At 64.4% G+C, this 17,249-nt stretch carries 15 protein-coding genes; 11 read left to right on the forward strand and 4 right to left on the reverse strand.

The window, feature by feature from the left end; all coding sequences use genetic code 11:
- The first annotated feature begins 100 nt into the window (after window positions 1-100).
- Window positions 101-1,756, forward strand: a complete 1,656-nt coding sequence (betA, locus tag TRIHO_RS09775) for a choline dehydrogenase (protein WP_068242556.1) — start codon at window positions 101-103, stop codon at window positions 1,754-1,756.
- A gap of 184 nt (window positions 1,757-1,940) precedes the next feature.
- Here the strand turns inward: betA and TRIHO_RS09780 are convergent, their stop codons facing one another.
- The 3 genes from TRIHO_RS09780 to TRIHO_RS09790 form a co-directional block, all read right to left on the reverse strand.
- Window positions 1,941-2,750, reverse strand: a complete 810-nt coding sequence (locus TRIHO_RS09780; protein ID WP_068242559.1) for a hypothetical protein — start codon at window positions 2,748-2,750, stop codon at window positions 1,941-1,943.
- Window positions 2,751-2,909: 159 nt separating this feature from the next.
- On the reverse strand, window positions 2,910-4,298 hold the full coding sequence (locus tag TRIHO_RS09785) for a helix-turn-helix domain-containing protein (RefSeq protein ID WP_068242561.1): 1,389 nt from the start codon (window positions 4,296-4,298) through the stop codon (window positions 2,910-2,912).
- A gap of 220 nt (window positions 4,299-4,518) precedes the next feature.
- Window positions 4,519-5,712, reverse strand: a complete 1,194-nt coding sequence (locus TRIHO_RS09790) for a multidrug effflux MFS transporter (protein ID WP_068242563.1) — start codon at window positions 5,710-5,712, stop codon at window positions 4,519-4,521.
- A gap of 382 nt (window positions 5,713-6,094) precedes the next feature.
- On the opposite strand from TRIHO_RS09790, the gene TRIHO_RS09795 reads away from it, so the two are divergent.
- From TRIHO_RS09795 to TRIHO_RS09825, 8 genes are all read left to right on the forward strand, one after another.
- Entirely contained in the window at window positions 6,095-7,627 is a 1,533-nt protein-coding gene (locus tag TRIHO_RS09795; RefSeq protein ID WP_068242566.1) for an acyl-CoA carboxylase subunit beta, read from the forward strand.
- A 15-nt stretch (window positions 7,628-7,642) separates the two neighbouring features.
- Entirely contained in the window at window positions 7,643-7,993 is a 351-nt protein-coding gene (locus TRIHO_RS09800) for a hypothetical protein (RefSeq protein ID WP_068242568.1), read from the forward strand.
- Between the two features lie 317 nt (window positions 7,994-8,310).
- Window positions 8,311-8,742, forward strand: coding sequence for a DUF6497 family protein (locus TRIHO_RS23240; protein WP_232367757.1), 432 nt, complete (start codon window positions 8,311-8,313; stop codon window positions 8,740-8,742).
- Window positions 8,743-8,956: 214 nt separating this feature from the next.
- Entirely contained in the window at window positions 8,957-9,097 is a 141-nt protein-coding gene (locus TRIHO_RS23865) for a hypothetical protein (RefSeq protein ID WP_165595902.1), read from the forward strand.
- 69 nt (window positions 9,098-9,166) lie between these two features.
- On the forward strand, window positions 9,167-9,514 hold the full coding sequence (locus TRIHO_RS09810) for a hypothetical protein (protein ID WP_068242571.1): 348 nt from the start codon (window positions 9,167-9,169) through the stop codon (window positions 9,512-9,514).
- A 522-nt stretch (window positions 9,515-10,036) separates the two neighbouring features.
- Window positions 10,037-10,240 carry a hypothetical protein gene (locus tag TRIHO_RS09815; RefSeq protein WP_068242574.1) on the forward strand — a complete coding sequence of 68 codons (204 nt, stop codon included), beginning with the start codon at window positions 10,037-10,039 and terminating at the stop codon, window positions 10,238-10,240.
- Between the two features lie 171 nt (window positions 10,241-10,411).
- On the forward strand, window positions 10,412-12,445 hold the full coding sequence (locus TRIHO_RS09820) for an acetyl-CoA carboxylase biotin carboxylase subunit (RefSeq protein ID WP_068242577.1): 2,034 nt from the start codon (window positions 10,412-10,414) through the stop codon (window positions 12,443-12,445).
- Between the two features lie 244 nt (window positions 12,446-12,689).
- Entirely contained in the window at window positions 12,690-13,223 is a 534-nt protein-coding gene (locus TRIHO_RS09825; protein WP_232367758.1) for a hypothetical protein, read from the forward strand.
- Window positions 13,224-13,227: 4 nt separating this feature from the next.
- Here the strand turns inward: TRIHO_RS09825 and TRIHO_RS09830 are convergent, their stop codons facing one another.
- Window positions 13,228-13,818 (reverse strand): DUF4174 domain-containing protein, encoded by a 591-nt coding sequence (locus tag TRIHO_RS09830; RefSeq protein ID WP_082705096.1) that lies wholly within the window; start codon window positions 13,816-13,818, stop codon window positions 13,228-13,230.
- A gap of 156 nt (window positions 13,819-13,974) precedes the next feature.
- Here TRIHO_RS09830 and TRIHO_RS09835 point away from each other — a divergent pair, with 156 nt between their 5' ends.
- Both TRIHO_RS09835 and scpA read left to right on the forward strand, forming a co-directional pair.
- The gene (locus TRIHO_RS09835; protein WP_068242582.1) at window positions 13,975-14,934 is read left to right on the forward strand and encodes a hypothetical protein; all 960 of its coding nucleotides are present in this window, start codon (window positions 13,975-13,977) and stop codon (window positions 14,932-14,934) included.
- Complete coding sequence (scpA, locus tag TRIHO_RS09840) at window positions 14,897-17,026, forward strand: methylmalonyl-CoA mutase (RefSeq protein ID WP_068242585.1); 2,130 nt, start codon at window positions 14,897-14,899, stop codon at window positions 17,024-17,026. The genes TRIHO_RS09835 and scpA overlap by 38 nt, the downstream gene beginning before the upstream one ends.
- Window positions 17,027-17,249: the final 223 nt, after the last annotated feature.

Below are 17,249 nucleotides of genomic sequence, written 5' to 3' on the forward strand. Positions count from 1 at the left end.
CACCCGCCCCGTCGTCCGAAGGGACGATGGGGAGCCGAGAGGCGATGCCTTTGGTCCCCGCCCGCCAGCGGTGCGACCCCGTGACAGGAGAAGACAGGCGATGAACGCGGATTATGTGATTGTTGGGGCCGGCAGTGCGGGTTGTGCCCTGGCCTACCGTCTGAGCGAGGCGGGCAAATCGGTCCTGGTGATTGAACACGGCGGCAGCGATGTCGGCCCGTTTATCCAGATGCCCGGTGCGCTGAGCTATCCGATGAACATGGCGATGTATGACTGGGGCTATAAATCCCAGCCAGAGCCACACCTGGGCGGGCGCGAGCTGGTCTGCCCGCGCGGCAAGGTGGTGGGCGGGTCGTCCTCGATCAACGGTATGGTTTATGTGCGCGGCCATGCCGGCGACTACAACCATTGGGCCGAAAGCGGCGCTGCGGGCTGGTCCTATGCCGATGTGCTGCCCTATTTCAAACGGATGGAGACCTGGGACGACCGCGGCCATGGCGGCGACCCCGACTGGCGCGGCAGCGATGGCCCGCTGCATGTCACCCGTGGCCCCCGCGACAACCCGTTGCACGCGGCCTTTGTCGCGGCGGGGCAGCAGGCGGGCTATCCGGTGACGGCGGATTACAACGGCGCGCAGCAAGAGGGCTTTGGCGCGATGGAGATGACGGTCCACAAGGGTCGCCGCTGGTCCGCCGCCAATGCCTATCTGAAGCCGGCCCTGAAGCGCGACAATTGCGACATGATCCGGGCGCTGGCCCGCAGGGTGGTGATCGAGGAGGGCCGCGCCGTCGGGGTCGAGGTCGAACGCGGCGGTCAGATCGAGGTGATCCGCGCCAATTCCGAGGTGATCCTCGCGGCCTCCTCGCTCAACTCGCCAAAACTGCTGATGCTGTCGGGCATCGGCCCCGCCGCGCATCTGGCCGAACACGGCATCGAGGTGATCGCGGATCGCCCCGGCGTCGGTCAGAACCTGCAGGACCATCTGGAGTTCTATTTCCAGTTTGCCTCCAAATTGCCGATCACGCTTTATAAATACTGGAACCTCTTCGGCAAGGCTTTGGTCGGCGCGCAGTGGCTGTTCACCAAGACCGGGCTGGGGGCCTCGAACCAGTTCGAAAGCGCCGCCTTCATCCGGTCGGACAAGGGCATCGATTACCCGGACATCCAGTATCACTTCCTGCCCATCGCGGTACGCTATGACGGGCAGGCGGCTGCCGAGGGCCATGGCTTTCAGGCCCATGTCGGCCCGATGCGCTCTGCCTCGCGCGGTGCGGTCACCTTGGCGTCCGCGGACCCCAAGGACGCGCCCAACATCCTGTTCAACTATATGTCGACCGAGCAGGACTGGATTGATTTCCGCAAATGCGTGCGCCTGACGCGCGAGATCTTTGCCCAGGAGGCGATGAAACCCTACCTGAAGCACGAGATCCAGCCCGGCACCGAGTTGCAAACGGACGAGGAGATCGACGGTTTTCTGCGCGAACATGTCGAAAGCGCCTATCACCCCTGCGGCACCTGCAAGATGGGCGCGGTCGATGACCCGATGGCGGTGGTCGATCCCGAATGCCGGGTGATCGGCGTCGAGGGGCTGCGGGTGGCAGACAGTTCCATCTTCCCGCGCATCACCAATGGCAACCTCAACGGGCCGTCGATCATGACGGGGGAAAAAGCCTCGGACCATATTCTGGGGCGGCGCTTGCCTGCCTCAAACGCGCAGGCCTGGTTCAACCCGAATTGGCAGACAGACCAGCGCTGAGGAGACCCCCGGCGGCCCCCGTGGGGGTGCCGCCGCCGCCGGTCTGTCGCGCCCGGTCTGGCACCACTGGTCTGGCGCTGCCGGGCAGACGGTCAGCCAACCTGCGCGGAGTGCCCACCGGGCCGCAAAGAGGCCGCAGCCTGGCCAACGCGGAGGGGCCGAGGGGCGCGCGTAGCAGCCGGGATCAGCGCTGCCGGCGGGGTCGCTCGGGGTCGCGTGCGGCAGTCTTGCGGAACAGTTCCGGCAGGTCGGACACATCCACCCAACGCTGCGGCGAAAAGGCCGGGTTCTGGCCACCGTCGCCATTGTCGCTCCAATAGGGGCGCAGCACCACCACGTCAAAGGCGACCTCGGTATTGGTGCCCGCGATCCGCTGCAGCCCCTTGCCCTTGAGCGCGACGCTGACATCGGCGCCTTTGAGCAGGACCTGAAAACCGCCCTCGGCGCGGGCCTCGCCGTGGACCTTCAGTTCGATCCCGTCGCCATAGGTCACCTTGCGGATCAGCACGTAATAGAGATTGTCCGCATTCACCGCATCGCGGAAATTCCACTCGTCCAACAGATCGCCACCCTCGCGGATGTCCTCGCCCAGGTAGCGGCTGACGCGGCTGAGGTATTTGTCAAAGGCGACAGTGTTGGGATAGGCGATCTCGAACGAGGAATTGGCCGCAATCAGCGCATCGGCATGGGCCTGGATGACACCTTTTCTGGCGCCAAGCCCCAGATCGGCGCCGCTGGAATAAAAGGCGGTCTGCACCGTCTTGTCGCGCGGGTGCACGGGGGCATCAAATCCGGGAATATCCGACAGATGCACCATCTGGCCCTCGGTCTTGTTCCACAGCAAAAAGCTGCCGGCCTGAAAATCGCCAGAGTTGATATACCCATAGTTGGTATAGGCGTAATCCAGGTTCACCGGCACCACATCCCCGTCCCCCAGGCAGCCGGAGGTCATGAACAGGGCGGCCAACGCGCCCCCGAGGGACAATATGCGCATCAGAATTCTCCACGTTGAAATCAACCGCATGGGGGCGGTCAGGGCGTTGAAAATGGGGCTCTTGTGTTGGCGGCCAGTGTACCGGTGATGTCGGAAAAGTCACGCCCCTGATCCCACCGTGGCCGTCAAATCGCAGACGAAGGGGCGCGCAGGGGGGGCTCAGCTGACCCGGTAAGGCAGCACGCTGCGTTCATTGGGGTCCACCGACAGGCGGCGTTCCAGCGGCGGCACCGAACGTTGATGGCAATGCTGGCGTTCGCAGATGCGGCAGGAAATCCCGATCGGTTCAAAGGCGGAGGCCTGCGTCACATCCAGCCCGTCGGCAAAGACCAGCGCATCCGCGTGGCTGACCTCGCAGCCCAACGAGATCGCATAGCGGCGCACCGGCGCGCCAAAGGAGCCGCCCGGTTTCGACACATCCCGCGCCAGCGAGATATAGCGGACCCCGTCGGGGGTCTCGGCCAGTTGCCGCAGGAACCGCCCCGGCGTTTCAAAGGCACGGTGCACGTTCCACAAGGGGCAGGCACCGCCGAAGCGGGCAAATTGCAGCCGCGTGGCAGAGTGGCGCTTGGTGATCGTGCCGGCCTGATCGACCCGCACGAAAAAGAACGGAATGCCCTTGGCGCCGGGGCGCTGCAGGGTCGACAGGCGATGCGCCACCTGTTCGATGGAGGCGCCAAAGCGGATCGCCAGCAGCTCCAGATCATGGCGGCAGGCGCGGGCGGCCTCCAGAAAGCGGCCGTAGGGCATCAGGGCGGCGCCGGCGAAATAGTTGGCCAGGCCGATCTTTGCAATTGCGCGGGCTTCTTCGGTCTGGAACTTTGCAAAATCCAGCGTCGCCTCCAGCAGGTCGCCATGGCGCAGCAGCGCCAGTTGCAGCAGCATCTGGAACTGGCGCGTCTGGGGAGCGGAGCGGTGCGACAGGGCCAGCACCCTGGTCTCCGGATCATAGGCCCGCAGCCCCACCATGTCCCGCAGGGTCAGGGTGACCCCCATGTCCTGCAACGCGGCCTCGGCGCTGGCCTTAGGGTCGCCCGACGCCCCGCAGCGCTCTGCGGCACGGTCGACGGCATCAATGTAGTTGTCGCAGTAGTGAAAGAAATCGCGCACCTCTTCCCAGGGGCTGGCCTGCAGGCGGGCATCCTCGCGCCCCAGGGCCTCGTCCAGCGAGGCGAGGCGTTCATGGGTCTGCCGATAGGCCTGATGCAGGGCCAGAAAGGCCCGCGCCAGCGCCGGAGCATTGGACGCGGCAAGGCGCAGATCCGCCAGCGGCGGCAGGTCGTCGGCAAAGACCGGATCGGCCATCGCCTCGCGCATGTCAGAGATCAACCGCTCGCTGTCGCCGGACGAAAGCTCGGTCACATCGAGCCCGAACTGCTGTGCCAGCGCCAGCACCACCGTGGTGGAGACGGGCCGGTTGTTGTTCTCCATCTGGTTCAGATAGGGCAGGGAGACGCCGAGCTTTGCGGCGAAGTCCTTTTGGGTCAGGCCGAGGCGCCCGCGCATCTCGCGCAGCTTTGCCCCGGCGTAGAGCTTTTGAGTGGCCATGGCGCGCGCCTTTGCAAATTGGTTTGGCGCGAAGTGTATAACTGCAAACCTGTGCTGACAAGCCGGGCTCGGGCCGAGAGGGCGGGTGGTGGCATGACCCCTCCGGGAGGGGGAGGCTCCCGCCCACGGTGCCGGCTTTGAAAAAGCCAGCACCGCAGTTGGGGGTGGCGCGTTCCGCGCCAGGCGCTTCGGGCGGGTCCCGAAGCGCGCCCGAAACAGATCAGACCGTCAGACCCAGACGCCGCTCCCGGTGCATCACCAGCAGGATCGCGACGAGGCCGGCAATTCCGCTGGCGCACATGATCGCCAGCAGCGGCACCGCGTTGGAGCCGGGCACCAGCAGCCAGCTGGCCGTGCCGCTGAGCGCCGCGCCGGCGCCGATCATGATCGCCGAGGACAGGCCGGAGGCGGTGCCGGCCAGATGGGCGCGCACGCTGATCGCCCCGGTGGTGCCATTCGGGATCGCCATGCCATTGCCGAGGCCGACAAAACACATCAGGCCAAAGAAGGTCCAGACGCTGTCCAGCCCGACCGCCGTGATCACCAGCGACACGGAGACCCCGCTGATGTTGACGATGGCCCCCCAGAACACCATGGCATTGATGCTATACTGTTCGGAAAACCGGCCAGACAGGTAGTTGCCAAGGAAATACCCCACCGCCGGGGCGGAGAAATAGATCCCCAGTTCGGCACTGTTCAGCCCGTAGACATTGGTGCCGACAAAGGGGCTGCCGCCGAGATAGGCAAAGAAGCTGCCCGCGCTCAGCCCCGAGGCCAGCGAATAGCCCCAGAACCGGGGCGAGCGCAGCAGCTCCGGATATTCGCGGAACTGGTCCACCAGCGTCTTGCCGCTGGCGGTGCCGGTTTCGCCAAAATCAAAGTAGAAGATCACCAGCGTCAGCAGCGCGCAGGCGAACAGCAGCCAGAAGTTGGCGTGCCAGCCAAAGGCCTGATCCAGCAGGCCGCCAACCGCCGGCCCGACCATCGGCACCAGCGCCATCCCCATGGTGACATAGCCGATCATGCTGGCGGCCTTGGGGCCTTCGTACATGTCGCGCACCGCCGCGCGGCTCAGCACCATGCAGGTGGCGATCACCGCCTGCGCCATGCGAAACCCGAGGAAAACCCAGGCCGAGGTGGAAAAGATGCAGCCCAGCGTCGCCAGGAGGAACAAGACCAGCGACACCATCATCACCGGCCGCCGGCCCATCTTGTCCGAGACGGGCCCGATCAGGATCTGGATCACCGCACTCGCCGCGAGGTAAAACGGCACCGACTGGGCAATCAGCCGGTATTCCACCTGAAAATAGTCTGCCATGCCCGGCAGCGAGGGTTGAAAGATATTCATGCCCAGGGCCGAGAGGCCAGAAAGCAGGATAAGCGTCCAGATCGTCGGGGGTGTGGTGCGGGTCACTATACGTCTCGGTTTAGTTTGCGTGTTAATCGTCTAGGCCCAGCCTCGTGCGATGTCCACGCCGGGGATAAAATGGATACAATTTATCTGGTCGGGCCCAGGGTCGCGCCAAGGCCGCAGCAAAGTCGCGCCAGTGGCGGGCCAGTGTCGGGTCAGCCGCCGGGCAGGGGAGCCAGGCCCTGATGCTGCGTGTGCACATCGCGGTGGTGCAGGCGTCGGGGCGACCCTGTAGTTTGCAGCTTTGCGAGTTTGCGAGCGGCTCCTGTAGTGACTTTGCAAATTTGCCACAATTGCCTTGGGCGGCAGACTGGCGCAAGCTAGGGTTGGCCGCACGGACGGGCATCGATCACATGTGGCCCAAACTGATCAGGGGGCATTTGCCATGAAGGATATCCTTGCCGAACTCGAACAGCGCCGCACCGACGCGCGGCTGGGCGGCGGACAGAAACGCATCGACGCACAGCACGCCCGGGGCAAGCTGACAGCGCGCGAGCGGGTGGAGCTGCTGCTGGACGAAGGCAGCTTTGAAGAGTTCGACATGTTCATCAGCCATCGTTGCACCGATTTCGGCATGGAGGCGAACAAGCCCGCCGGCGATGGTGTGATCACCGGCTGGGGTACGATCAATGGCCGTCAGGTCTATGTGTTTTCGCAGGATTTCACGGTGCTGGGCGGGTCCGTTTCTGCGACCCATGCGCAGAAGATCTGCAAGATCCAGGACATGGCGATCCAGAACGGCGCGCCGATCATCGGTCTCAACGATTCCGGGGGCGCGCGCATTCAGGAAGGCGTCGATGCGCTGGCCGGCTATGCCGAGATCTTTCAGCGCAACATCATGGCCTCGGGCGTGATCCCGCAGATCTCTGTCATTATGGGCCCCTGCGCGGGCGGCGCGGTCTACAGCCCGGCGATGACCGACTTCATCTTTATGGTGAAAGACACCTCCTACATGTTCGTGACCGGCCCCGATGTGGTGAAAACCGTCACCAACGAACAGGTCACCGCCGAGGAACTGGGCGGGGCCTCCACCCACACCAAGAAATCCTCCGTCGCCGATGGCGCGTTTGAAAATGACGTCGAGGCGCTGGCCGAGGTGCGCCGTCTGGTGGACTTCCTGCCTGCCAACAACCGCGAAAAACCACCGGTGCGGCCGTTCTTTGATGACCCGGCCCGGATCGAAAACAGCCTCGATACGCTGATCCCGGAAAACGCCAACACGCCCTACGACATGAAGGAACTGATCACCAAGGTCGCGGACGAGGGCGATTTTTACGAGATACAGGAAGAGTTTGCCAAGAACATCATCACTGGCTTCCTGCGGCTGGAGGGGCAGACCGTGGGCGTGGTCGCCAACCAGCCGATGGTGCTGGCGGGCTGCCTGGACATCGACAGCTCGCGCAAGGCGGCGCGGTTTGTGCGGTTCTGCGATGCCTTTGAAATCCCGATCCTGACCTTTGTCGATGTGCCGGGCTTTTTGCCGGGCACCAGCCAGGAATTCGGCGGCGTCATCAAACACGGCGCCAAGCTTTTGTTCGCCTATGGCGAGGCGACAGTGCCCAAGGTCACGGTGATCACCCGCAAGGCCTATGGCGGCGCCTATGACGTGATGGCCTCGAAACATCTGCGCGGTGATTTCAACTACGCATGGCCCACCGCCGAGATCGCGGTGATGGGGGCCAAGGGCGCGACCGAGATCATCCATCGCGCCGATCTGAACGATCCCGAGAAGATCGCGGCGCATGCCAAGGATTACGAGACCCGATTCGCCAATCCCTTTGTCGCGGCAGAGCGGGGCTTCATCGACGAGGTGATCCAGCCCCATTCGACCCGCCGCCGGGTGGCGCGGGCCTTCGCCTCGCTGCGCAACAAGAAGCTGCAGAATCCGTGGAAAAAACACGACAACATTCCGCTTTGAAGCAGGGCTGAAACGATGACATCCCGTTGGCATATCACGCGTGGGGTGGGGGAGCTGACGCTCTCCCGCCAGCTGCCCGCACGGTTTGACGTCGTGGCGTCAACCACTCTGCCTATGGGCGATCCGCTGCGGCTGGCCCATCAGATCCGGCAGGATCTGTGGCGGGCGCTGCAGGGGGTGCGGGGGTTCTCGCCGGTGCTGCGACTGACCCAGGATGGCGAGATGATTCGGGTCGAGGCCGGCGGGCGTGTGGCAATGCCCGTGCCTCGCGGGCTGGCGGATCGGATCAGCGACGTTCTGGACCACCCGGCCCGGCGGCAACGCTGGGTCACCCAGGCGCGCCGGTCGGCCAGGGGCTTCGCATGATTGGGGGTCAACGCAAAAACAAAGCAATCGCAGCGCTAACCTCGCGTCAGATTACGGGGCAAACCGCGTATTTGTGTAACAGCTTCATAAAATGCCTTCCGGCTGGGCGTGGCGATGAGAAATCGCACAAATTTGTAACAGTGTTTGACATGGAGCCCGAATCGGTTGCATGCTCTGTTTCAGGCGAAACGAGTTCAGCGCGCGCCTTGAGCGCAGCGCCCGCAGCCCCGGCAGGAGGAGCTCGATCTGATCGAGGTCGGGGCTGCGGTACTTTTAATTCTGACGCCGTTTTTTCCACAGATGTCAGGTCCCAAGCCATGCAGCTTTGGGTTGTGTCAGGGCTTTGGCTCTGCTGCGGGGCGGCGCTGATGTGCGCGCTGCTGGCGTCGCAGGGCCGGGCCGCCCAGCCCGAGATGCCGGTGGCAGAGATTGTCGTGCCCTCCGGCCAGCCGGTGACCCTGTCAGAGGTGCTGCTGGACGAGGCCACCGGCGCGCTCTGGGCGCGGTTTCGCTTTGTGGCGCCGCAGATCGCCAGCACCGCCGACCCGGAGCGCAGCAGTGCCGATCTCGACCATCTGTGTGCGGCCCTGGCGGTGCCCTATCTTCGTCACTACGCGCTGCAGCCGGAGCGGGTGGTGATCTCCCTGTCGGATCGCGCCTTGGCGTTTGGCACCGTCTCGCCCGAGGCGACGCAGTATTTCGAAACCTACCTGATCGACGGCGAAACCTGCATCTGGGAGGGGTTTTGACGATGACGAATGTGTCAAATCGGCAGTTTCCCGCAATTTTTTCGCTCCGCCGTGCCGGGGCGACAGAATTGTCATATGTTCCTGAAACCATTATCGCTATGGTGCGCGCAGGACGCAAATATGCGCCTCAGCCTGTCGTGGCCCATCCCTTCAGGTTGTCAGAGGTGCGGGAGACTTCCCGCCCAGGTTTCATCTATGATCTTAGGAGACTGATATGTCCAAAAGCATCAAACTTCTCTCGCTCGCCGGTGTACTCGTTGCTGTCGCCGCTTGCGCCCCCAAAGAGCCGGAATACGTCGTGGTCGAGCCCGAGCCGATCTCTTCGGAACCGGTCTACACCGGCAAATACAAGTAATCACTTCAGGGGTCCGGCCCTGTGGCCGGCCCCGTCCGACCTGCGGGGTGCCGGACCGGAGGCCCCCCAATGCTGAAACACCGCGGTTTTCCCGGCCGTCTTCCGGGTACAGATTTCCAATTCGTCATTCGTCGCCCCAACCCCAAGGGCATCACGCCGATCACCGTCCGCGAACGGTATCGCGACCGCAGGCCTGCCGATCGCCGGGCCGATGCCGGCTTTATGAAAGCGCTCTGGGAGTGCTTTGGCGACCAGCCGTTCGAGCGCGGCAACCTGGATGCAGGGCGGCTCAGCTGGCTGTTCGGGCGCGAAGTTGTTGCGGTCGACGATCCTTTTGATCCTGAAAGCTACGACGCGCTGCTGGTGATTGATGTCGAGGTCGCCCGCCGCTCCTTTCCCGAAGCGTTCGAGGGCTGAGACCATGCGGGCAGGGCGACAGGATCAGGGCCAAAGGGGCCAGATGCAGCGGGACGCCGTGCAAGCGGATACACGTCTGGCGGGTATCGGCGTCTTCCTGCCCATGGGGGGGGGAATTGCGCGGGCTTCTGCCGTTCCCACCCCGCCTGTGTCGCCTCGGCTTGCGCAGATTTTGCGGCATGACAGGGTGGGTCGGCCGACGCAGCCTTTTTGTCCCTTCTGGCTGTTTTTCTGGCCCCACCTGACTGGGCAGGTGCGCATGATTTTGTGCCACCTGCCCGTTTTTCCGGGGCACCGCCCTCGGGGTCGAAATCACCGTGACAGCCTCAACGCCGCGCGGCGGCGGTTTGATCCCCGACCGGCCCCCCACAGCAGGCATTGCGCGGAACCTTGCCGGATGACGGCGATCTGCGTGCGACCGGCCGCCCATGGCGCTGGAGCGCTGAAAATGGGTCTGGACGCCCCCATGGGTTCGGCACAAGTGACATGCCATCACTTCGGGCGACCAAAAGGATCAAACCCATGCGTAAATCCATTCTTGCGGCGCTGCTGGCTGCCACTGCGGCGCTTGCGGCCTGTGGCGACACCGCCGGCGAACAGGCGCTTTACGGGGCGGGGGCCGGTGCGGCCGGTTCTGCTCTGCTCAACGGAAACCTCCTCACGGGGGCTGCCGTCGGGGCCGCTGGCAACCTTCTGTACTGTCAGAAAAACCCCGGTCGCTGCTAGCCGCGACCGGTCGGCGTGCCACGATCATGGCCGCGCGACCTTTGCTCTGACCACCCGCCGCCTGCCAGGCCAACCGCCGCCATGGGGTCATGCCCCCATGCGCGGCGGTTTTGCGTCTGCGCCCGCGACGTCGCACCTATCGACCACATATTCGACCACAAGGGACAGCACATGTTTGACAAGATCCTGATCGCCAACCGGGGGGAAATCGCCTGTCGCGTCATCAAGACCGCGCGCAAGATGGGCCTCAAGACGGTGGCGATCTACTCCGACGCCGACCGCCAGGCCCTGCACGTGCAGATGGCGGATGAGGCGGTGCATGTCGGCCCGCCGCAGGCCAACCAATCCTATATCGTGATCGACAAGGTGATGGCCGCGATCCGACAAAGCGGCGCGCAGGCGGTGCATCCCGGCTATGGCTTCCTGTCGGAAAATTCCAAATTCGCCGAGGCGCTCGCGGCCGAAGGCGTTGCCTTTGTCGGCCCGCCCGTCGGCGCGATCGAGAAGATGGGGGACAAGATCACCTCCAAGAAGATCGCCCAGGAGGCCGGTGTCTCCACCGTGCCCGGCTACATGGGGCTGATCGAAGACGCGGACGAGGCGGTCAAGATCTCCAATGAAATCGGGTATCCGGTGATGCTAAAGGCCTCGGCCGGCGGTGGCGGCAAGGGCATGCGGATCGCCTGGAACGACAGCGAGGCCCGCGAGGGGTTCCAGTCGTCCAAGAACGAGGCGGCCAGTTCCTTTGGGGATGACCGGATTTTCATTGAGAAATTCGTCACCCAGCCGCGCCATATCGAAATTCAGGTGCTTTGTGACAGCCATGGCAACGGCATCTATCTGGGCGAGCGGGAATGCTCGATCCAGCGCCGCAACCAGAAGGTGGTCGAAGAAGCCCCCAGCCCCTTCCTCGACGCGGAAACCCGCCGCGCCATGGGCGAACAGGCCGTCGCCCTGGCCAAGGCGGTGGGCTATACCTCTGCGGGAACGGTGGAATTCATCGTCGATGGCGACCGGAATTTCTACTTCCTTGAAATGAACACCCGCCTGCAGGTGGAACACCCGGTGACCGAGCTGATCACCGGCGTCGACCTGGTCGAGCAGATGATCCGCGTTGCCGCGGGCCAGCCGCTCAGCCTGACCCAGGACGATGTGAAACTGACCGGCTGGGCCATCGAGAACCGGCTTTATGCCGAAGATCCCTATCGCAACTTCCTGCCCTCCATCGGCCGTCTGACCCGCTACCGCCCGCCAGCCGAAACCGCCGCCTATAGCCCCGGCGTGGCCGCAGGTGATGCCGGGCCTGTCGTTGTGCGTAACGACACCGGCGTCTATGAAGGTGGCGAGATTTCAATGTATTACGACCCGATGATCGCCAAGCTTTGCACCTGGGCACCGACCCGCGATGCCGCGATCGAGGCGATGCGGGTGGCGCTCGACAGTTTCGAGGTCGAAGGCATCGGCCATAACCTGCCGTTCCTGTCGGCGGTGATGGATCATCCCAAATTCATCTCTGGCGACATCACCACGGCCTTTATCGCCGAGGAATATCCCGACGGTTTTGAGGGCGCGACCCTGCCGGGCGCAGACTTGCGCCGGATCGCTGCCGCCTGTGCCGCGATGCACCGGATCGCCGAAATCCGCCGCACGCAGGTGTCGGGCCGGATGGACAATCACGAACGCCGCGTCGGCAACAATTGGGTGGTGGACCTCGCGGGCCAGACCCACAAGGTTGTGATCGCAGCAGATCCGGCCGGCGCTACCGTCACCTTTGAGGACACCGGGGCGGCGATCCGCGTTGCCTCCGACTGGACACCGGGCGACCTGATTGCCCATGTCACCACCGATGATGCGCCGCTGGTGCTGAAGGTGGACAAGATCACCCAAGGCTTCCGCATCCGCAGCCGGGGCGCGGACCTCAAGGTGCATGTGCGCCGCCCCCGTCAGGCGGAACTGGCCGCCCTGATGCCGGAGAAACAGGCCCCCGATACCTCGAAGATGCTGCTTTGCCCGATGCCGGGTCTGGTGGTCAATATCGCGGTCGAAGTGGGCGAGGAAGTGCAGGAGGGCCAGCCGCTGTGCACCATCGAGGCGATGAAGATGGAGAACATCCTGCGCGCCGAACGCAAATCGGTGGTCTCCAAGGTCAATGCCGCTGCGGGCGACAGTCTCGCGGTGGATGATGTGATTATCGAGTTCGAGTGACCCGATGATCCAGGCGGCTCCCCTCGCGTTGTCCAGGCCCTGCGGCCCGCTTGCCCCGATGGGGGCAGGCGGCTGCGGGCGGCACGGCGCATGGGGCGCAATCCGCGCGCAAAACCGCACCCGGAAAGCGGGTGTGTTAAACCTTTATGAAGTCCACGGCCCTAGGGTCTCGACACGCGCCGCGCCACGCCGCACTTCGGGGGACTGGCGGCGGCGCGTGCCCGTGTTACCGAAGGACCCTGTCGTGTTGCAATCTCGCCCTCGCCGTCTTGTTCGTACCGTTGTTCTGGGGCTGGCGGCTGCGACCGCGCTGTCGCTGGCCGCCTGTAGTCTCGACCAGGAGGACGAAGTCCGCTCCAAGGTGGAAAACTGGGTCAAGCTGGGCGAGACGTTCTATTTCTATTCCCGCGTCAACTGCACCGCCGCGCTGTTTGACGTCAAGGCGACCCGCATCAGTTCGATGATCCGCAAGGTCAGCACGGTGGCCGACGGCATGCGCGCCATTACCGAGGGCGAGTCGGTGGCGTTTCAGGTTGCCGAGCTGTCGCCGACCGAAGTGACCGAACAGATCATGACCCGCGATTTGCCGCTGGGGCTTGGGGTGTTGTCCTCGGGCACGGGGGGCAAGGATTGCATGGCGGATGAGATGGCAGAGGCCTATTTCAACACGCTGCTGGACCCGACGTCGGTGTTGATCTTCGACCCGGAGGGCAAGTTCATGGCCGTCTTTGACAAACGCAACCGGCGGCTGTTCTTTTCGCGGGGACGGACCTCGTGACGCTTCAGCCGCCCCGCCGTTCCTCGACCTCGCGCAGCCGGGTCGGTATCTTGTCGATGGTGCGGGTCAGTTCGCGCACGCTCCAGGGCAGGGGCTTGCGCAGTTTGACGCCGCCATCCTTGCCTACCAGCACCAGCATGAACCCGCGGGGACGCAGTTTCTTGCGCAGGGCGGAGGCCTCTTGCGGGCGGGTGTCGATCAGGACCACCACATCGCGGGTGATCAGCGCCGGCACATCCTGCATCAGCTCGTCCATCTGCTCCTGGAATTGTGGATCGGCGGGGCTGTCGGCAAAGACCACCACCGGGCGGTGGGTCCAGCGGTACGACTCCAGATCCACGTCATACCCGTCGATGACCTCCAGCGTCGGCACCAGGATCACCGGCGTGTCCGCCGCCATGGCTGCCTCGGACGTCGCGGTGTCCGGCGCGCCAGGCGCTGCGGGGCCGGGGTCATCCTCCCGCGCCACAGATCCCTCCTGCGCCACGGGGGCCTCCTGGGCCGACAGGGCCGTGCTGGACAGGGCCAGCGTCGTCAGGGCCAGTGTCGACAGGGGCAGGGTGGCGGCCAGGGCCAGGGTGAACAGATTTTTCATAAGCACTCCTCTGGGTGCGAATATATGCACCCAAGCGCCAAAAGCGATGGGCGAAACCGCTGATTGCACAAAAAAATCATCTTTCATTAAGCTTGATGGAACCCCTTTGACCGCATGCTGTCCCCGGTCGGACAGAACGGACGAGGAGACCCCGCGATGAAAGTGATCCTGCACATTGGTGCCCATCGCTGCGCCACCCGCAGCTTTCAGAAATACATGGCGCGCAAGGGCGACCACCTGGCGCAATACGGCCTCGCCTGCATGGGGCCGGAGCGCACGCGGACCGGGTTCCTGCACGGAATCCAGCCCGGCGCGGCGGCAGTGACCGGACGCGATCTGATGAAGCGGGCGCAGGGGCGGATTTCGCTGCACCTGGGCGCGTTGCAGCAGGCCGGAACGGCCGCGGTGGTGATCAGCGACGCCAATATGCTTGGCCCGCTGGAACAGACCCTGTCGCTGGGGCAGCTCTATCCCGGCGCGGGCGAACACCTGTCGCGGCTGGATCACGCATTTTCCGGCAAGATCACCGACGTGATGCTGAACATCCGCAGCCCGGAGGTGTTCTGGGCCTCCGCCCTGTCGGTGCGGCTGGAACATTCGCAGCGCATGTCCAACGGCAGCCTGCTGTCCCATATCGCCAGCAGCCCGCGCAGCTGGCGCGATGTGATCCAGGATCTCTACTGCGCGATCCCCGGGGCCCGCATCCGGGTCTTTGCGCATGAGGTCTTTGCCAGCCAGCCGGAGGCGCAGCTTTCGGCGGTGACTGGGGTTGACTGCCCGGCCGTGCGCGGCAGTTTCCGGCTCAACGCCAGTGCCAAACTGCCCGAATTGCGCTGCGACCTGCCGCCGCGCCTGTCGGCGCTTCTGCCCGATGGCGATGGCCGCTGGATGCCCTTCTCGGCCGAGGAGGCCGCGCGCCTGCGCGAGAGCTATTATGACGACATGATGTGGCTGGTGGCCGGCGCCGATGGGCTGGCCGAACTGGTCGAAGATCCGAACAAATCGGACGCCGTGACAGACAACAATAATGTGGCAGCAGAACGCATGCCGCAAGACGACCTGACAAGAGGACAACTCCATGACCCAGACACCGGAAGATTGGCGGGCGCTGGCTGAAAAAGAGCTGCGCGGACGCAAACTGGAGGATCTCACCTGGCAGACCCTCGAAGGCATCGCGGTCAAACCGCTCTATACGCCCGAGGATACGGCCAAGCTTGACCATATGGGCAGCTTGCCCGGTTTTGGCCCCTTCACGCGCGGGGTAAAGGCCACCATGTATGCCGGCCGGCCCTGGACCATCCGGCAATATGCGGGGTTTTCCACCGCCGAGGAAAGCAACGCCTTTTATCGTCGCAACCTGGCGGCCGGCCAGCAGGGGGTCTCTGTTGCCTTCGATCTGGCCACCCATCGCGGTTATGACAGCGACCACGAGCGGGTGGTCGGCGATGTCGGCAAGGCCGGGGTGGCCATCGACAGCGTCGAGGATATGAAAATCCTGTTCGACGGCATTCCGCTTGATCAGGTGTCGGTCTCGATGACCATGAACGGCGCGGTGATCCCGATCCTGGCGTCCTTTATCGTCGCGGGCGAAGAACAGGGCCACGACAAGGCGCTGCTCTCCGGCACCATCCAGAACGACATCCTCAAGGAGTTCATGGTCCGCAACACCTATATCTACCCGCCGGAACCTTCGATGCGGATCATTTCCGACATCATCGAATATACGTCGGACGGGATGCCGAAGTTCAATTCGATCTCGATCTCCGGCTACCACATGCAGGAGGCCGGCGCCAACCTGGTGCAGGAACTGGCCTATACGCTGGCGGACGGGCGCGAATATGTGAAGGCCGCGATCGAGGCCGGCATGGATGTGGACAAATTTGCCGGTCGGCTGTCGTTCTTCTTTGCCATCGGTATGAATTTCTTCATGGAGGCCGCCAAGCTGCGCGCCGCCCGCACGCTCTGGCATCGGGTGATGACGGAGTTCGGCGCCAAGAACGACCGCTCCAAGATGCTGCGCACTCATTGCCAGACCTCGGGCGTGTCCTTGCAGGAACAGGACCCCTACAACAACGTCATCCGCACCGCCTACGAGGCGATGTCGGCGGTGCTGGGGGGAACGCAAAGCCTGCACACCAACGCGCTGGACGAGGCCATCGCCCTGCCGACCGATTTCTCTGCGCGCGTTGCGCGCAACACGCAGTTGATCTTGCAGGAAGAAACCGGTGTCACCAATGTGGTCGACCCGCTGGCCGGCAGCTACTATGTCGAGAGCCTCACAGCCGAGCTGGTCGACAAGGCCTGGGACCTGATGCAGGAGGTCGAGGAGATGGGCGGCATGACCAAGGCGGTCGCCTCCGGCATGCCAAAGCTGCGGATCGAGGAAACCGCCGCGCGTCGTCAGGCGATGATCGACCGGGGTCACGAGGTGATCGTCGGCGTCAACAAATACCGCAAGGGCAAGGAAGACCCGATCGACATTCTCGACGTGGACAACGTCAAGGTGCGCGACAGCCAGATCAAACGGCTGGAGGCGATCCGCGCCAGCCGCGACAGTGCGGCCTGTGACGCGGCCCTCGCCGAATTGACCCGGCGCGCGCGCGAGGGGGGCAATCTGCTTGACGCGGCGGTCGAGGCCGCCCGCGCCCGCGCCACCGTGGGGGAAATCAGCATGGCAATGGAAGAGGAATTCGGCCGCCACCGCGCCGAGGTCAAGACGCTCGCGGGGGTCTATGGGGCGGCCTATGAGGGCGACGAAGGCTTTGCCGCGATCCAGAAAAGCATCGAGGACTTCGCGGCGGAAGAGGGCCGTCGCCCGCGTCTGCTGGTGGTCAAGATGGGCCAGGACGGCCATGATCGCGGCGCCAAGGTGATTGCCACCGCCTTTGCCGATATCGGCTTTGACGTCGATGTGGGCCCGCTGTTCCAGACCCCAGCAGAGGCCGCCCAGGACGCCATCGACAATGATGTGCATGTGGTCGGTATCTCCAGTCAGGCGGCAGGGCACAAGACCCTGGCGCCGCAGCTGGTTCAGGAACTGCAGGCACAGGGGGCGGAGGATATCCTGGTGATCTGTGGCGGGGTGATCCCGCAGCAGGACTATGACTTCCTCAAGGCGGCGGGGGTGAAGGCGATCTTTGGTCCCGGCACCAATATTCCCGAGGCGGCGGAAAACATCCTGCAGCTGATCCGCGCGGCGCGGCGCTGAAGAGCGCCGTTGCCTGGTCCCCCGGGGCCACCACGGGCCACCACGGCTCTCCAGGGCCGCCAACGGGCCTGTTCCCCGCAGGCCTGTCCCGCCCCGCGCATTGACCCGCGGCTCGCCGGGCGCAACGGGGAGCGGCGGCTCCCGCATACGCTCAGGCGCTGACAGGGTCAGCACCGCGCGCGCATTTTGGGCCCGGCAGCCGACCCTCGGCGAGGGTCGGCTG

It is taken from the genome of Tritonibacter horizontis (genome assembly GCF_001518015.1).
Classification (GTDB): Bacteria; Pseudomonadota; Alphaproteobacteria; order Rhodobacterales; family Rhodobacteraceae; genus Epibacterium; species Epibacterium horizontis.

What these genes read in the sequence shown, in the direction of transcription:
- betA (WP_068242556.1), top strand. Translation starts at nt 101, where the DNA reads ATGAACGCGGATTATGTGATTGTTGGGGCCGGCAGTGCGGGTTGTGCC.
- TRIHO_RS09780 (WP_068242559.1), bottom strand. Translation starts at nt 2,750, where the DNA reads ATGCGCATATTGTCCCTCGGGGGCGCGTTGGCCGCCCTGTTCATGACC.
- TRIHO_RS09785 (WP_068242561.1), bottom strand. Translation starts at nt 4,298, where the DNA reads ATGGCCACTCAAAAGCTCTACGCCGGGGCAAAGCTGCGCGAGATGCGC.
- TRIHO_RS09795 (WP_068242566.1), top strand. Translation starts at nt 6,095, where the DNA reads ATGAAGGATATCCTTGCCGAACTCGAACAGCGCCGCACCGACGCGCGG.
- TRIHO_RS09800 (WP_068242568.1), top strand. Translation starts at nt 7,643, where the DNA reads ATGACATCCCGTTGGCATATCACGCGTGGGGTGGGGGAGCTGACGCTC.
- TRIHO_RS23240 (WP_232367757.1), top strand. Translation starts at nt 8,311, where the DNA reads ATGCAGCTTTGGGTTGTGTCAGGGCTTTGGCTCTGCTGCGGGGCGGCG.
- TRIHO_RS23865 (WP_165595902.1), top strand. Translation starts at nt 8,957, where the DNA reads ATGTCCAAAAGCATCAAACTTCTCTCGCTCGCCGGTGTACTCGTTGCT.
- TRIHO_RS09810 (WP_068242571.1), top strand. Translation starts at nt 9,167, where the DNA reads ATGCTGAAACACCGCGGTTTTCCCGGCCGTCTTCCGGGTACAGATTTC.
- TRIHO_RS09815 (WP_068242574.1), top strand. Translation starts at nt 10,037, where the DNA reads ATGCGTAAATCCATTCTTGCGGCGCTGCTGGCTGCCACTGCGGCGCTT.
- TRIHO_RS09820 (WP_068242577.1), top strand. Translation starts at nt 10,412, where the DNA reads ATGTTTGACAAGATCCTGATCGCCAACCGGGGGGAAATCGCCTGTCGC.
- TRIHO_RS09830 (WP_082705096.1), bottom strand. Translation starts at nt 13,818, where the DNA reads ATGAAAAATCTGTTCACCCTGGCCCTGGCCGCCACCCTGCCCCTGTCG.
- TRIHO_RS09835 (WP_068242582.1), top strand. Translation starts at nt 13,975, where the DNA reads ATGAAAGTGATCCTGCACATTGGTGCCCATCGCTGCGCCACCCGCAGC.
- scpA (WP_068242585.1), top strand. Translation starts at nt 14,897, where the DNA reads ATGACCCAGACACCGGAAGATTGGCGGGCGCTGGCTGAAAAAGAGCTG.